General features: G+C 70.6%; 14 protein-coding genes and 1 tRNA gene. 4 read left to right on the forward strand and 11 right to left on the reverse strand.

What is annotated here, in order from left to right; translation table 11 throughout:
* Positions 1-100: 100 nt before the first annotated feature.
* From DVK03_RS04705 to DVK03_RS04715, 3 genes are all read right to left on the reverse strand, one after another.
* A tRNA-Thr gene (locus tag DVK03_RS04705) sits at positions 101-173 on the reverse strand.
* A 92-nt stretch (positions 174-265) separates the two neighbouring features.
* On the reverse strand, positions 266-1,252 hold the full coding sequence (locus DVK03_RS04710; protein ID WP_008605845.1) for a class I SAM-dependent methyltransferase family protein: 987 nt from the start codon (positions 1,250-1,252) through the stop codon (positions 266-268).
* Between the two features lie 114 nt (positions 1,253-1,366).
* A complete protein-coding gene (locus tag DVK03_RS04715; protein ID WP_049896119.1) occupies positions 1,367-1,837 on the reverse strand; it encodes an HTH domain-containing protein in 471 nt (156 codons plus the stop codon).
* Between the two features lie 195 nt (positions 1,838-2,032).
* Between DVK03_RS04715 and DVK03_RS04720 the strand changes: the two genes are divergently transcribed.
* The gene (locus DVK03_RS04720) at positions 2,033-2,461 is read left to right on the forward strand and encodes a universal stress protein (RefSeq protein WP_049897042.1); all 429 of its coding nucleotides are present in this window, start codon (positions 2,033-2,035) and stop codon (positions 2,459-2,461) included.
* 87 nt (positions 2,462-2,548) lie between these two features.
* Here the strand turns inward: DVK03_RS04720 and DVK03_RS04725 are convergent, their stop codons facing one another.
* Complete coding sequence (locus DVK03_RS04725) at positions 2,549-2,989, reverse strand: universal stress protein (RefSeq protein ID WP_006600526.1); 441 nt, start codon at positions 2,987-2,989, stop codon at positions 2,549-2,551.
* A 117-nt stretch (positions 2,990-3,106) separates the two neighbouring features.
* Here DVK03_RS04725 and DVK03_RS04730 point away from each other — a divergent pair, with 117 nt between their 5' ends.
* Positions 3,107-3,823 carry a TVP38/TMEM64 family protein gene (locus DVK03_RS04730; RefSeq protein WP_006600525.1) on the forward strand — a complete coding sequence of 239 codons (717 nt, stop codon included), beginning with the start codon at positions 3,107-3,109 and terminating at the stop codon, positions 3,821-3,823.
* On the opposite strand, the gene DVK03_RS04735 is transcribed toward DVK03_RS04730, so the two are convergent.
* The gene (locus DVK03_RS04735) at positions 3,798-6,611 is read right to left on the reverse strand and encodes a cation-transporting P-type ATPase (protein WP_115802336.1); all 2,814 of its coding nucleotides are present in this window, start codon (positions 6,609-6,611) and stop codon (positions 3,798-3,800) included. The genes DVK03_RS04730 and DVK03_RS04735 overlap by 26 nt on opposite strands.
* A 95-nt stretch (positions 6,612-6,706) precedes the next feature.
* Between DVK03_RS04735 and fdhF the strand changes: the two genes are divergently transcribed.
* Positions 6,707-8,749 carry a formate dehydrogenase subunit alpha gene (gene fdhF, locus DVK03_RS04740; RefSeq protein ID WP_115802337.1) on the forward strand — a complete coding sequence of 681 codons (2,043 nt, stop codon included), beginning with the start codon at positions 6,707-6,709 and terminating at the stop codon, positions 8,747-8,749.
* Entirely contained in the window at positions 8,742-9,506 is a 765-nt protein-coding gene (yqeC, locus tag DVK03_RS04745) for a selenium cofactor biosynthesis protein YqeC (RefSeq protein WP_115802338.1), read from the forward strand. The genes fdhF and yqeC overlap by 8 nt, the downstream gene beginning before the upstream one ends.
* A 37-nt stretch (positions 9,507-9,543) precedes the next feature.
* Here yqeC and DVK03_RS04750 read toward each other — a convergent pair whose 3' ends face one another.
* The 6 genes from DVK03_RS04750 to DVK03_RS04775 form a co-directional block, all read right to left on the reverse strand.
* Positions 9,544-9,984 carry a pyridoxamine 5'-phosphate oxidase family protein gene (locus tag DVK03_RS04750; RefSeq protein WP_004044008.1) on the reverse strand — a complete coding sequence of 147 codons (441 nt, stop codon included), beginning with the start codon at positions 9,982-9,984 and terminating at the stop codon, positions 9,544-9,546.
* Between the two features lie 73 nt (positions 9,985-10,057).
* Positions 10,058-10,534: a universal stress protein gene (locus tag DVK03_RS04755; protein ID WP_115802339.1), complete on the reverse strand. Its 477-nt coding sequence runs from the start codon at positions 10,532-10,534 to the stop codon at positions 10,058-10,060.
* 30 nt (positions 10,535-10,564) lie between these two features.
* Complete coding sequence (locus DVK03_RS04760; protein WP_004044006.1) at positions 10,565-10,885, reverse strand: hypothetical protein; 321 nt, start codon at positions 10,883-10,885, stop codon at positions 10,565-10,567.
* A gap of 66 nt (positions 10,886-10,951) precedes the next feature.
* Positions 10,952-13,432: a heavy metal translocating P-type ATPase gene (locus DVK03_RS04765; RefSeq protein ID WP_115802340.1), complete on the reverse strand. Its 2,481-nt coding sequence runs from the start codon at positions 13,430-13,432 to the stop codon at positions 10,952-10,954.
* 2 nt (positions 13,433-13,434) lie between these two features.
* The gene (locus DVK03_RS04770) at positions 13,435-14,229 is read right to left on the reverse strand and encodes a sulfite exporter TauE/SafE family protein (RefSeq protein WP_004064203.1); all 795 of its coding nucleotides are present in this window, start codon (positions 14,227-14,229) and stop codon (positions 13,435-13,437) included.
* A gap of 1 nt (position 14,230) precedes the next feature.
* A complete protein-coding gene (locus tag DVK03_RS04775; RefSeq protein WP_004064201.1) occupies positions 14,231-14,449 on the reverse strand; it encodes a hypothetical protein in 219 nt (72 codons plus the stop codon).
* Between the last annotated feature and the right edge of the window lie 126 nt (positions 14,450-14,575).

Here is a 14,575-nt window from a genome sequence, read left to right on the forward strand (position 1 = left end):
CGGTGGAGGGGATTGTGAACCTCATTCGCAACGCGCCGCGTTGCTCCCTGCTTCAAATCCTCAACGCAGGGCTCTTCGTTTCACTTCGTTCGACAGAAAGAGCCGGTGGAGGGATTTGAACCCTCGGCCTATTCCTTACGAAGGAATCGCTCTGCCAGCTGAGCTACACCGGCGCGGTGGGCTTTCGAACGCATTCTTCCGTACCCCGGTTACGTAATTAAGACTTGCGAATCACCCCGGCGTCTGTCGGTCGGCACCAGCCCGCTCACGCCCGCTTCGTCAGGCGAACGTCGAGACAGACGTTGTACTCGTGGGGGGCGTACGACCGGACGACGTGCTCGTTCACGACGTCGACCTCGTAGGTCGGTTCGGCGGCGGCGCGAACGGCGGCGAGTCCCGGGCCGAACGGGTCGTCCTCGTGTTGGATGTCGTAGAGGTGAATCACGCAGTCGTCGCTCGCGAGGCGGACGGCGGTGTCGAGGAAGCCACTGGCGCTGTGCGGGAGGTTCATGATGAGCCGGTCGGCCCAGCCCTCGTAGTCGGCGGCGACTTCGCGCACGTCGCCGTGAATCGCGGTGAGTCGGTCGGCCACGTCGTTCCGCGCGGCGTTCTCCCGGAGGAACGCGACGGCCGCCTCGTTGAGGTCGCAGGCGACGACCTCCGCGCCCGCGGCGGCGGCCGGGACGGCGAACGGGCCGACGCCGGCGAACATATCGAAGACGTGTTCGCCCTCCTGAATCGCCTCGACGACGCGGTGGCGCTCGGTGGCCAGTCGGGGCGAGAAGTAGACGGTGTCGATGTCGAGGCGGAACTCGTGGCCGTACTCGCGGTGGACCGTCTCGGTCGAGTCGCCGACGAGCACGTCCCAGTCGCGGACGCGGAGTTCGCCTTTGACCTTCGAGGCGCGGTTGACGACCGTCTCGGCCTTGAGGTCGGAGGCGACGATAGCGTCGGCAATCTCGCGGGCGCGGTCGGGGTCGTCCTCGTCGAGGATGACGATATCGCCGAGGCGCTCGTAGGAGGGTTCGAAGCCGAGCAGGTCGGCGGGCGTGGTCTGCGTTTCGCGGGTCGGGGGTTCGAAGTCGACGACCGCCAAGTCGTCGGGGACGGCGTCGGCGTCGACGACGGGGATGTAGAGCGTCCCCTCGTCGACGGTAATCTCGTGGTCGTGGTCGAGCAACCCGGCGTCGGCGAGGCGTCGGCGCGCCGCCTCGCCCGACTCGCGGGGCACGCGGACGCAGGGGACGTTCATACCTCGACCACTACACGGTCCCGAGTAAGCGTGACGCTTCGCCGCTCTCGCTCGGGGGCTATCGTCCGGCGAGTCCGACGGGGAGCCGACGGGGAATCGACGGCCGGTCCCCGGTTACACCTCGGCGCGGTCGCGGTCGACGCCGAGGGACGACCTCGCGGTCTCGACCCAGTCGGAGAGCGTTCGGAGCCCCTCGTCTCGCTCGTGCGGGTAGACGACCTCGATTTCGTCGCTCCGGAAGACGATTCCCAGCGTCGGCGGGAGGACGACCGCGTCGTGTTCGGGCCCCATCCGCCCCGACCCGACCGTCGCCCGCTCGTCGAGCGTCGGGAGCGCGACCCCTTCCCTTCGCGCCCAGTGGCGACACTCGGCGAGTCGCTCGCGGACGACCGCGTCGCGCTTCGTCGGCGCGGTGTCGGACTCCACATCGACCTCTCGTCCCCACGTTCGGACGCACACGTCGTCGACGACCCCCTCGTCCGCGAGCCGTTCGAGTCGGACGACGAGCGCTTGGTGTTCCTCCCCGAGGCCGTCCCGAATCGGACGAATCCACAGTTCCACCCTCCGTTCACCGTCAGTCTGCATGCTCCTCACCACCCGGTGAAGGGTACGCGCGATTCGGGCATAAGGCGGACTCATCCTTCCCGGTGGCCGGGAATCGGGAACGCGAGCGAGAGCGACGGGTGTGGTCGGTTCGGGGTGCGACGCGGAAGGCTCGGCTCGGCCACCCCGGTCCCGGACGGGTTCGGTTTTATTCGCTCGGCGCGCGTCTGTGCGGGTATGTTCGACCACATTCTCGTCCCCACCGACGGCAGCGACCACGCGGTCCGCGCGGCCGAGTACGCGGTCGACCTCGCGGCGACCTACGGGGCCGCCCTGCACGTTCTCTACGTCGTCGACGTTCGGACCGGCCACGCGGACGCGCCCGTCGACGACGACGATTCGCAGACGCGCGGGGAGACGGCGGTCGGTGTCGTTGCCGACCGCGCGGCCGACCGCGACGTGCCCGTCGAGACGGAGATTCGGGTCGGCCTGCCCCACGAGACCATCATCGACTACGGCGACGAGCGCGACATCGACCTCGTGGTGATGGGGACCCACGGGACGAGCGGGCTGGAGCGCTACCTGCTCGGGAGCGTCGCGGAGCGGGTCGTCAGGCTCTCGGACGTGCCCGTCCTGTGCGTGCCGCCGGCTGACGACGACGAGTGACGTGACGTGACGTGACGTGACGTGAGGCGCGTCGCTCGGGCCGACAGCCGGCCGCGAGGCGACCGCGAACGAGCGCGAGTGCGCCCGTCAGCGGACGACCATCACGCTCATCGGCGCGCGGCCGGCGACCAACTCGGCGACGCTGCCGAAAAGCAGGTCCGTCTCGCCGGCGCGGCCGTGGCCGCCGAGGTAGACGGCGTCGACGCCCTCCCGACGAGCGAAGTCGACGATGGTCCGCGCGGGGTCGCCGCGGAGCGTCTCGGTCCTGAGTTCCACCTCGCTCCCGTCGGCAACCGCCGCGAGTTCCTCGAAGATTCCGTCCGCGAGTTCCTGCGCCCGCTCGTACCACTCCTCGGAGCCGTGGAGCGGTTCCGTGCTGATGTCCGCGTCCGACGGCGCGCTGTAACCCGGGTCCGTCGGGTCGATGACGTGCAGCGCGACGACCGTCGAGTCGGCGTGCGAGAGGGCCTGTTCGAACGCGCGCTTCGACAGCGGGGAGCCGTCGACGGCGACGAGAATCGTATTCATCACGATTATTACTACAACGTCTCGGGACAAAAGCGCTCCCGCGGTCGGTGGGGCGCTCGCGGAGTCGCCGGGAGGGGTCGCGCCGGGCTTTTCACCGCGGCGTGCGAGTGGGTATCCGTGGTATCAGTCCCCGACCTCTTCGAATCGCGGCGCGACCGATGGCGGACGCTCGCGCTCGCCGTCGTCGTCGTCGCCCTCCTCGCCCTCGTCGGCACGACGCTCGTCGACCGCTTTCCGTTTCTCGCCAATCCGACGGCGCTGCGGGCGTGGCTCCTCGAATTCGGGACGCTCGCCCCGCTCGCGTTCGTCGGCGTGCAAATCGCGCAGGTGCTCGTCGCGCCCATCCCCGGACAGGCGCTCGGCTTCGCCAGCGGCTACCTGTTCGGCGCGCTCTGGGGGACGGTTTACAGCATGGTCGGCATCGTCCTCGGCACGGCGCTCGCCGTCTCGCTCGCGCGATTTCTCGGCCGGCCGTACGTCGAGCGCGTCGTCACCGCCGACGCGCTTTCCGTCTTCGACGACGCGATGGAGACCCACGGGTTGGCCGTCCTCTTTCTCGTGTTTCTCGTCCCCGGCCTCCCCGACGACGCCATCTGCTTCGCCGCCGGCCTCACCGACATCCCGGTTCGCAGGGTCGTCGTCGTCGCGGCGGTGGGCCGGCTCCCCGGCTTCCTGCTCGTGAACCTCGCGGGCGCGGCCGCCGCCGACGGCAACGCCGAACTCACCGCGGTGTTCGTCGGCGCGTTGCTCGCCGCGTCGGTCCTCGGCTATCTCTACCGCGACCGACTCATGGGCGCGCTCGGGTCGCTCACGGAGCGAACAGCCGGTCGTTGAGCCACACCAGACACAGGTTCGCGACGAGGAACGGGACGAACGCGCCCGCGACCCAGCCCCACTCCGTGAGGCCGAGCGGGACGACGCCGAACAGGTCCGCGACCGGCGTGTAGAGGAGGACGAGGTGGAGCGCGAGCGACAGGCCGACCGCGCCGAGGAGCCACGGGTTCGAAAGCGGTGACAGCCGATAGCGGAGCCGAACCGACTGCGTGCGGACCAACTCGGCGGTGACGAGGAACGTAAACAGCACCGTCTGAGCGACGACGAGGTCGCCGGAGCGAGAGAGCGCGTAGAAGAACACGCCCAGTCCGGTCGCGGTGAGCGCGACGCCGATGCCGAGAATCGAGGCGACGGTCCGGCGGTCGAGGACGCCCTCGTCGCGGGGGCGCGGCGGCCTGTGCATCACGTCGTCCGACTTGGGGTCCGCGCCGAGCGCGAGCGCGGGGAAGCCGTCGGTGACGAGGTTGAGCCACAGGAGCGCGACGGGCGTGATGACGAGCGCCGACTCGGACGCGAACACCTCGGGGAACAGCGCCGCGCCGAGGAGCGTCCCGAGGAAGACGACGAACACCTCGCCGGCGTTGGCCGACAGCAGGTAGTTGACGAACTTGCGGATGTTGTCGAAGATGCCGCGGCCCTCCGCGATGGCGTCGCGGATGGTGACGAAGTTGTCGTCGCGGAGCACCACGTCCGACGCGCCCTGTGCGACCTGCGTCCCACGGTCGCCCATGGCGATGCCCACGTCGGCGTTGCCGAGCGCCGGCGCGTCGTTGACGCCGTCGCCGGTCATCGCCACCGTGTAGCCCGCGTCCTGAAGCGCCCGGAGGATGCGGACCTTGTGCTCGGGCGCGACGCGGGCGAACACGTTCGTCTCCTCGACGACTCGCCCGAGTTCCTCGTCGTCCATGGCGGCCACCTCGGTCCCGGTGACGACCGAGTCGGCGTCGATGCCGACCTCGCGGGCGATGGCGCGGGCGGTCCGCGGTGTGTCGCCGGTCGCCATCGTCACCTGCACGCCGGCGTCGCGGCAGTCGGTGACCGCCTCGGCGACGCCCTCGCGCGCCGGGTCGGTCATGCCCTGGAGTCCGAGGAGGACGAGCCCCGATTCGAGCGTCTCGTCGTCGGCGTCGGGGTCGACCGCGGGCGCGTAGGCGAACCCGAGCACGCGGAGCGCGTCGTCGGCGAAGGCGGCCACGGTCGCTTCGACGCGCTCGCGGCGCTCGTCGGTGAACGCCTCGATTTCCCCGTCGACGAGGACGCGGTCGCACCGCGCGACGATTTCCTCGGGCGCGCCCTTCACGAGCGCGACGGGGCCGTCGCCGGGGGCGTCGAAATCGTCCACGACGACCGACATGCGCTTTCGCTCGGAGGTGAAGGGGACCTCGCGAAGTCGGTCGTCGGGGTCGCGCGAGCCGTCGAGGCCCGCGTCGGCGGCGGCGGTCACGAGCGCGACTTCGGTGGGGTCGCCGCGGTGGTCGCCGCCGTCGAGTTCCTTGGTGTCGTTGCAGCGGGCACCGCAGGACAGCAGCGCCGCGAGCGCCGGGTCCGGGTCCGACACGGCCCCTGCGTCGGGGCTCGCGTCGCCGTCTCCCGACGCGGCGGCAGTCGAATCCGAACCACCGTCCAGTTCGACCGTCCGGTCGTCGGGGAGCCACGCGCGGGTGACGGTCATGCGGTTTTCGGTCAGCGTCCCCGTCTTGTCGGTGACGATGTAGTCGACCGCGCCGAGGCTCTCGACGACCGCGAGGTTGCGGACGAGCGCGTTGCGCTCCATGAGCGTCCGCGACCCGAGCGCGAGGGTGAGCGTGACGACCGCCGGGAGGCCCTCGGGGACGGCCGCGACGGCGAGCGTGACGGCGACGAGGAGGACGACCACCGGGTCGGTCGCGGTGAGGAACAGCTGGACCGCCGCGATGAGCAGGATGAGCGCGACGATGCCGACGCCGATGCGGCGGCCGAGGCGGTCGACCTCGATTTCGAACGGCGTCTCGCGCTGGCGGGCCTGCCCGAGTTGGTCTGCGATGCCCCCGAGTTCGGTGTCCATCGCGGTGGCGACGACGACGGCCTCGGCGCGACCCCTGACCACGGTGGTTCCGGCGTGGAGGACGCTTCTCCGGTCGGCCAGCGCCGCGTCGGATTCGACCGGGTCGACCGCCTTGTCCACCGGGACGCTCTCGCCGGTCAGCGTCGACTCGTCGGCGCGGCAGTCGGCCGCCGTGAGAATACGGGCGTCGGCGGGAACGGCGTCGCCCGCTTCGAGGACGACCACGTCGCCCGGGACGACCTCGGTCGCGGGGACCGCCCGAATCGACCCCCCGCGTCGGACCGTCGCGTCCGGCGTCGCCATCTCCCGGAGCGCCGCGAGCGCCTGTTCGGCGCGGTAGTCCTGCACGAAGCCGAACAGGCCGTTTCCGAAGAGGATGAGCAGGATGAGCGCCGCGTCGGTGTAGCCCGGGTCGCGGCCGGGCAGGAGGCCGACGGCCAGCGAGAGACCGGCGGCGACGAAAAGCAGGAGGATGAGCGGCCCGGTGAACTGCGAGACGAGGAGCGAAAGCGGCGAGACGCCCTCCTCGTCCGCGAGTTCGTTCGGCCCCTCCTCGTCGAGTCGGCGGGCCGCGTCGTCGGCGTCGAGACCCTCGCGGCTCGACCCGAGTCGCTCTAGCGCCGCCTCGCCTTCGAGCGCGTGCCACGGCACGTCCTCGCGTCCGCTCGCTTCCTCGGCCTCCCGATGCGCGGTTGCCTGCTCGTGCACAGTTCGACCGAACGACACGAGCGGACGTATGTCCACCGGCGATTTTCACCCCGTCGCAGTCGGCGGTACGATGAATACCGTTCGGGTCACACGTTCGACTATGTGTGTGGTGTGTCAGCGTGCCTGAGCGGGTGGCGGCATCGAGCGAGAGCGTCTGTCCGTACTGCGGCGTCGGCTGCGGCATCCGTTACGACGCCGACCGCGGGAGCGCCGTCGGGTGGAACGGCCCGGTCAACACGCGGGGCGAACTCTGTCCCAAGGGGGCCGCGGCGTGGGACGTGGTCGACCACGACGAGCGCCTGACCACCCCGCTGGTGCGAGTGAACGGCCGGCTCGTCGAGGCGACGTGGGACGAGGCGTTCGACCGCATCGAACGCGAGTTCTCCCGCGTCGTCGCGGACCACGGCCCCGACTCGACGTTCTTCTTCTCGTCGTCGAACTGCACGAACGAGGAGAACTACCTGCTCCAGAAGACGGCGCGGGCGCTCGGGACGAACAACGTCGACAACTGCGCGCGGCTCTGTCACGCCTCGACGGTGGCGGCGATGGGCGACCGCTTCGGCGCGGGGGCGATGACGAACTCGCTTTCTGACCTCGGCGAGGCCGACGTGTTCCTCGTGACCGGCGCGAACCCCGCCGAACAGCACCCGGTCATCTTCCGTTCGTACCTGCTGCCGGCGCTCAAGTCGGGGACGACGATGATTCACGTCGACCCCCGCGAGAACCAGACGACGAAGGCGGCGGACATCCACCTCCCGGTGAAGCCGGGGTTCGACATCCCGCTTCTCAACGCGATGGCCGCCGTCGTCGTCGAGGAGGGACTGGTCGACGAGGCGTTCGTCGCCGAGCGCACTACGGGGTTCGAGACGCTCCGCGAGTCTCTCTCGGGGCTCGATATCGACGCTGAGGCCGAGCGCGCCGGCGTCGACCCCACCGACCTCAGAGCCGCCGCGAGCGCCTACGGCGAGGCCGACCGCGCGGCCGTCTTCACCGGGATGGGGATGAGCCAACACCACTGCGGAACCGACAACGTGCAGGCGCTCATCAACCTCCCGCTTTTGACCGGCAACGTCGGGAAGGCGGGCACCGGCGTCAACCCCCTCCGCGGGCAGAACAACGTGCAGGGCGCGGGCGACGTGGGCGCGCTCCCGAACGTCCTGCCGGGGTATCGACCCGTCACCGACGACGACGCCCGCGCCGCCGTTGCCGACGTGTGGGGGTTCGAACCACCCGCCCTGCCGGGGCTCACGGAGGTCGAAGCGACCCACCGCTTCGGCGACGAGGTGCGGGCGGCCTACGTCTTCGGTGAGAACCCCGCCGTGACAGAGCCGAACGCGAACCGCGTCCGCGAGGCGTTCGAATCCCTCGACTTCTGCGTCGTCCACGACGTGTTCCCGACCGAGACGGTCGAATTCGCGGACGTGGTGCTTCCGGGGAGCGTCTGGGCCGAGAAGTCGGGGACGGTGACGAACACCGACCGACAGGTCATCCGGATGAACCGGAACGTCGCGCCGCCCGGCGACGCCCGCGCCGACCTCGACATCCTCCGGGAGTTCGCCGCCCGCGTGGCCGGCCTCGACGCGCCGGCGACCCCCGAGGGCGTCTTCGACGAACTCCGGCGGGTGACGCCCATCTACGCCGGGATGTCGTACGACGGCATCGGCGCGGGGAGCCAGCGCTGGCCGTTCCCCGAGGGTGCGACTGAGGGGACCGCAATCCTCCACGCCGACGCGTTCGAATCGGGGTCGAAGACCGCCCCGTTCCGGGTGGTCGAACACGTCGACCCGGCGGACCCCGTCGCCGACGACGAACTCGTCCTCGTGACGGGGCGCGTCCTCCAACAGTTCAACAGCGGCGCGCTCACCCGACGTTCGGGCGTGCTGATGCGGATGCGCGGCGAGGACAGCTTGCAGATTCACCCCGACGACGCCGCCGCCCGCGGCATCGACGACGGTGCGACCGTCCGCGTCGAAAACGACCGCGGCGAGGTCGCGGTCGCGGCCGAGGTGACGCCCGCCGTCCGCCGCGGGACCGTCTTCGCCACGTTCCACTACGTCGACCCGCTCGTGAACCGGCTGACCGGCGATGCGCTCGACCCGGTGGCGAAGATACCGGAGTACAAACACAGCGCCGTCCGCGTGACGGTCGAACCGGAGGTGGCGGCCGATGACTGACCCGTCGGCGTCGCCCGCGCCGAGTGCCTCGCCTCCGACGCTCGCCGACGCCCTCGGTATCGGCCCGGACGACCTCGTCTGCGCCGTCGGCGCGGGCGGCAAGAAATCGCTTCTCTACCGACTCGCCCGCGACCTCGACGGCGTGGTCACGAGCACCGTCCGCATCCCAATCTTCGACGACGAGGTGGCCGAGGTGGTCGTCACCGACGACCCGGAGACCGCCGTCGCGGAGACGCAACCCCGCCCGCTCGGCGTCGTGCCGGAGCGCGAGCGCTCCGACCGCTACCGCGGCTACGACCCGGCGACGGTCGACCGAATCGCGCGCGCCACCGACGACGTGGTGCTCGTCAAGGCCGACGGCGCGCGCTCGCGCTGGCTGAAAGCCCCCGGCGAGGACGAACCGCAACTCCCCGACACGGCCGACCTCGTCTGTCCGGTCGCCAGCGTCCGGGTCGTCGGCGAGTCGCTTTCCGACGAGCGCGTTCACCGACCCGAACTCGTCTCCGACGTGTCGGGGACGGCCGTCGGCGACGCGATATCCGAGTGGGACGTGGCCGCCGTGCTGTCGAACGACCGCGGCGGGATGAAAGGCGTGCCCGAGACGGCGCGGGTCGTCCCGGTCCTCAACATGGTCGACGACGAGCGACTGGCCGAGACGGCCGCGGAAATCGCCGGCTGGCTCGGTGAGCACCCCCGCGTCGACCGCGTGGTTGCGACCTCGCTCGCGGCCGATGAGCCGGTCGTCGGGTTCTACTGACCCGCCACGACGCCACGAGACGACACCCGCGAAGCGACTATCTGGCGGTTTCGCGGCCCGTCAGCTCGTCGAGTTCGAGTTCGACGAGGTGGAATTCGAGGTCGTCGACCTCCTCGTCGAACACGCGGACGCCGCCGAACAGGTCGTTTATCGTCGCCGCGTCGGGGCGCTCGTCGTCCGGGAGGACGCGAATCGACCCGCGGGCCATGATGCTCCACGAGTCTTTGCCGGCGTCCTCGTAGCAGACGAACGTCGCCTCCTCCGTCTCCTCGATGAACGCGAACTTCTCGCTTTCGCCGTCGTCGGTCAGTCGGAACAGGAGTCGACCGCCGTCGGCGTCGTAGGAGACGTGCGCGGGAATCGCATACGAGCGGCCGCCGTCGGCCAGCGACAGCACGCCCGACGAGGCGTTCGACAGGCGTTCAGCGACCGTTTCGGGGTCGGTGCCGACGGTGTAGACGAATCTGATATCTCGCATACGTGACGTTCGCGGCCGCGACACATGAAACGGTGGTGCGACGGCGGCGGGGTCCCGGGCGTCGGGGCGACGCTCAGGGAAGGTAGAAGTGCGATTTGGGAAACCGCCGGTGAATCTCCGGGGGCGCGTGGCGGACGATATGCACGTCGTGGTCGTCGTCGCTCGCGACGTTCCCGCCGACGCTGACGAGCGGGACGACGACGCGACCCGCGTTCTCGCTGCCGACGAAGATGACGCTCGCGTCCGTCTCGGACGCGACCGTCCTGAGCTCCGCGACGATGTTCCCGGGCGCGGGGTCCCGACTGACCGTGACCGCCTGAAACGACGCCGACGGCGCGATATCGACCGCGGTCTCGTGGAGCTCTCCAACGACCGTCTGCCGGTCGAACACCTCCCGCGACGGGACCCACCCCGCCTCGACGGCGTACGCCGAATCGTCGGGGACGACGGCGACCGCGAGCACGTCGTGGCCGGTGGCCGACGCGAACTGCGCGGCCCTGTCGAGCGCCGCGTTCGCCAGCCGAGAGCCGTCGTAGGCGACGAGGTACATGTATGCCGGTCGCGTAGCGACCGTGATAAATCAGTCGTCGGCTACCGATTCGATTCGCTCGCCCGACGACGCGAGCCGGTCGAGGGCGTCCTGTGCGGCGTCGCTCACGGCGTCCACGTCGCGGTAGGAGTCACCGAGGCCGACCTCGCGGCGGTGCCACTCCCCGTCAGCGAAGGCGAAGATGTCGACCCACCAGTAGAGCGTCAGCCCGCGCGCGAACTCGGTGATGGTGACGCGCCGGTCCGAGTCGGGCGACTCGTAGACGGTCTTAGCGCTCGCCTCGTCGGTGTCCACGTCGGTCTCGACGGTCCACCCCTCCGGAACGGCGAGCGAGAAGGGGTCGTCTGTCATTATCGTTCCCGACGAGACGGAGCGACTTGACTGGTCCGCTTTCGGTGACCGTCTCGGGAAGGCGACTCAGTCGAGCGACCGCGCCGAGTTGGCGACGACGAGCAGGCTCGACGTGCCCATGGCGACGGCGGCGAAAAGCGGGTTGAGCACGCCGAAGGCGGCCAACGGGATGGCGACCGCGTTGTAGCCGAACGCCCACGCGAGGTTGCCGCGGATGCGGCGGTTCACCCCGGTCGAAAGCGAGAACACCTCGGGTATCGCGTCGATGTCGCGGCCGACGAGCACCGCGTCGGCGGCGTCGCCCGCGATGTCCGTCCCCGTGCCGAGCGCGATGCCGATGTCGGCGGCGGCGAGCGCGGGCGCGTCGTTGCTCCCGTCACCGACCATCGCCACGGTCCCCCGGGCGCGGAGGCGTTCGACCGTCTCGGCTTTCGCCTCCGGCGGCACGCCCGCGAACACGTCCGTCACGTCCGGGTGGTCGCGGAACCGGCGCGCGGCGCGCTCGGAGTCGCCCGTGAGGACCACGACCTCGCGGCGGCCGTCGTCGGCGACGGCCGCGACCACGTCGTCCCACGCCTCGCGCGGTTCGTCGCCGACGACGAGCACCGCCCGAGAGCGCCCGCCCCAGCCGACGACGACCGGCACCGCGCCCTCGTCGCGGGCGGCCTCGACGGCGGCCTCGTGGGCCGGAGCGAGCGTTACGCCCTCGTCGCGGAGGAGCGAGGGATGACCGACGACGACGCGCCCGCGTCCTCTGTCGACCTCTCCGGAGACGCCGCGGTCGTGGACGGTCACGTCGTCGGCCGCAACGTCGGGAATCGACGCATCCGCCCCCGCCGCCTCGATTCGGTCTTCGGCCGCCTCCACGACGGCGGTCGCGAGCGGGTGCGCCGAGAACCGTTCGAGCGCGGCGGCCGCGGCGAGCGCGGCGTTCTCGCCGTCGCCCCCACTGTTCTCGCCGTCACCGACGACCCGGAGGACCGCCATGTCGCCGTCGGTGAGCGTCCCGGTCTTGTCGAAGACGACCACGTCAACGTCGGGGACGGCTTCGAAGACGGCTTCGGAGGCGACGACGATACCCCGGCCCGCGGCCTCCTTGATGCCCGAGGCGACCGCCAACGGCGTGGCGAGGCCGAGGGCGCACGGGCACGAGACGATGAGGACCGTGAGGCCGACGAGGAGCGCGTCGGTCGGCGTGCCGCCGCCGAGGAGGGTCCAGCCGAAGGCGACGGCGGCGAGGACGAGCACCGTCGGGACGAAGATGGTCGCCAGTTTGTCGGCGAGGCGCTGGACGCCCGTGCGGGCGCTCTGGATGTCCCAGAGCAGTTCGACCAGTCGGTCGAGGGTGCTCGTCGCGTCCTCGCCGACCGCGACGACGAGCGGGCGGTCGGTGACGACGGTGCCGCCGAGCACGTCGTCGCCGGGTCGCTTCGTCCGCGGCATCGACTCGCCGGTGACGAGCGCCTCGTCGACCGCGGCGGTCCCCTCTCGAACCGTGCCGTCGACCGGGACGCGCTCGCCCGGTCGGACCTCCACGAGGTCGCCCGATTCGAGCGCGTCGAGCGCGACCATCTCGACGGCGGTGTCGCCGGGGCCGTCGGCGTCGCCTTCGACTCGCCGGCGCGCTTCCGAGACGCGCGAGGCCGCGAGGTCCGAGAGCATCCCGGCGGCCTTCCGCTTGATGCGGTCCTCGTAGTAGTTGCCGAGCGTGACGACGAGGATGATGGCGACGGTCACGTCGAAGTAGACGTGCGTCTCGCCGGCGAGGACGGCCGCCGTCGAGTAGACGTAGGCGCTCGTCGCCGCCAGCGAGACGAGCAGGTCCATGTTCGGCTGGCCGGCGCGGAGGCTGACGAGCGCCCCCCGGAGGATGGGAAAGCCGGTGTAGAACAGGACGATGGAGGTCATCACCCAGATGTTGCCGAGGATGTAGACCCCGTCGAACACGCCGAGTTCGACCACCGGCTGGAAGCCGACGTAGGTCGGGTACAGAAACAGGACGTACCACAGCATCACCATCATGCCGAAGACGCCGCCGCCGATGACGAACCGGGCGACCTGATTGTCCGACCGCTCGGCCGCCTCGCGCTCCTCGGGGTCGCGCGTGCCGTAGCCGTAGCGCGCGAGCGTCCCCGACAGCCCGTCCAAGTCGGCGGTTTCGGGGTCGTAGGTGACGCGGACCATGTCGTTGGCGTAGCTGGCTTCCGCGGCGTAGACGCCCTCGCAGGTCCGCGCGGTTCCCGAGACGAACGCCTCGCAGGTGGCGCAGTGCATCCCGTCGACGGCCATGTAGGTCCGCTCGGCGTCGTCGGGCACTTCGTCTGTCTCGCCCGCGAGTTCGCGTTCGACCGTCTCGGGGTCGGCGCTCGCGGCGTCGCCGAGCGCGCGGGTGATTTCGAGACAGCCGCGACAGCAGAACTCGCCGTCCACCTCGTCGCCGGTGACGGGCGGCGTCGGCGTCGGCAGGCCGCAGAGGTCACAGCCCTCGCCGTCGTCGCCGTCGCTTCCGCCGCCGGCCGACCCGCGGGACCGCGTCGTGGTCGACATCGTCACAACGGTTGGTAGAAGGGCACGTGAAGGTGCGGGACCGACACGCCCAGAAGCATCAGCCCGTGGGACAGCGGGATGTAGCCGAGGACGAGGAACGCCGCCCCGAGCGCCCGGTGGAGCGTCGCCCGCCGGCGCGCCGAGACGCGACCGAGGAGCGTCCCGTAGAGGAACAGCGTCGGAATCGTCCCGAGGCCGAGCAGGCCGAGTAAGGCGGCGGCCCGGAGCGGGTCGCCCGTCGAGAAGGCGTACAGGTACGCCGGGTAGATGATGGGACACGGGAGCAGGCCGTGAATCGCCCCGAGCCCGAGGATTCGCGGGCCGCCGACGAGTCTGTCGACGCGGGCGGTCGCCCAGCCGCTGACGCGACCGAACAGGCGCGTGACCGCGGTCGGCGTGAATCGGTCGATGGCGGCCGACTGGCCGACAAGGTAGCCGACGCCGGTGAGGATGATGGCTGCCCCGACGAGCAGGCCGGTCGTCGCGCGGACGCCGCTCCCGACGGCGGCCACAGAGTCGAACGCGTCGAAAAACAGGCCCCCGACGAGGGCGAAGACGGCTCCGATGGCGGCGTAGCTCAGCGCTCGCCCGACGTTGAACAGGGCGTGTTGGCGGACCTGTCGGAGCGTGAGCGACCGACTGTCGACGCCTTCGCGGTCGGCGAGGCGGTCGGCGTACACGCTGACGAGCGGGCCGCACATCCCGAGGCAGTGCGCCCCGCCGAAGAGGCCGACGAGGAGGAACGCGACGGCCTCGGGCGTCGCGGCCGGCAGTCCGAGCGAGATGCCGCCGTCCATCTCAGGCGGCGTGTTCGGCGTCGGTCTCGGGGTCGGCGTCGCCGTCGTGTCCGTGTCCGCCCTCGGTCGGACTCATGAGGAGGTAGATGGTTGTCGAGATGAGAAGCACGTTGACGGCCGTGACGACCCCTGCGAGGGGGTTTTGCGTCACGCCGAAGATGACCGCGGGGAGGAGCGCGAGCAGTGCGACGGTTCCGGCGCGCCGTGGCGTGAGTTCCATATCGGTCCATTCGCGACCACGGTGTTTCTGATTTCGCCTATTCCCACCGCGTTGGAATGGGGTGTTGCGTTAAAGTCCCGTTATTCCTCATGACCGGGTATGGCCGTTGATTCGACAGCAGAGGGA

The sequence above is a fragment of the Haloferax sp. Atlit-109R genome (genome assembly GCF_003665865.1).
In the GTDB taxonomy this organism is placed as follows: Archaea; Halobacteriota; Halobacteria; order Halobacteriales; family Haloferacaceae; genus Haloferax; species Haloferax volcanii.

Bases quoted from the DNA above. Each gene is read 5' to 3' on its own strand.
- DVK03_RS04710 (WP_008605845.1), bottom strand. From the start codon at position 1,252: ATGAACGTCCCCTGCGTCCGCGTGCCCCGCGAGTCGGGCGAGGCGGCG.
- DVK03_RS04715 (WP_049896119.1), bottom strand. From the start codon at position 1,837: ATGCAGACTGACGGTGAACGGAGGGTGGAACTGTGGATTCGTCCGATT.
- DVK03_RS04720 (WP_049897042.1), top strand. From the start codon at position 2,033: ATGTTCGACCACATTCTCGTCCCCACCGACGGCAGCGACCACGCGGTC.
- DVK03_RS04725 (WP_006600526.1), bottom strand. From the start codon at position 2,989: ATGAATACGATTCTCGTCGCCGTCGACGGCTCCCCGCTGTCGAAGCGC.
- yqeC (WP_115802338.1), top strand. From the start codon at position 8,742: ATGACTGACCCGTCGGCGTCGCCCGCGCCGAGTGCCTCGCCTCCGACG.
- DVK03_RS04750 (WP_004044008.1), bottom strand. From the start codon at position 9,984: ATGCGAGATATCAGATTCGTCTACACCGTCGGCACCGACCCCGAAACG.
- DVK03_RS04755 (WP_115802339.1), bottom strand. From the start codon at position 10,534: ATGTACCTCGTCGCCTACGACGGCTCTCGGCTGGCGAACGCGGCGCTC.
- DVK03_RS04760 (WP_004044006.1), bottom strand. From the start codon at position 10,885: ATGACAGACGACCCCTTCTCGCTCGCCGTTCCGGAGGGGTGGACCGTC.
- DVK03_RS04765 (WP_115802340.1), bottom strand. From the start codon at position 13,432: ATGTCGACCACGACGCGGTCCCGCGGGTCGGCCGGCGGCGGAAGCGAC.
- DVK03_RS04770 (WP_004064203.1), bottom strand. From the start codon at position 14,229: ATGGACGGCGGCATCTCGCTCGGACTGCCGGCCGCGACGCCCGAGGCC.
- DVK03_RS04775 (WP_004064201.1), bottom strand. From the start codon at position 14,449: ATGGAACTCACGCCACGGCGCGCCGGAACCGTCGCACTGCTCGCGCTC.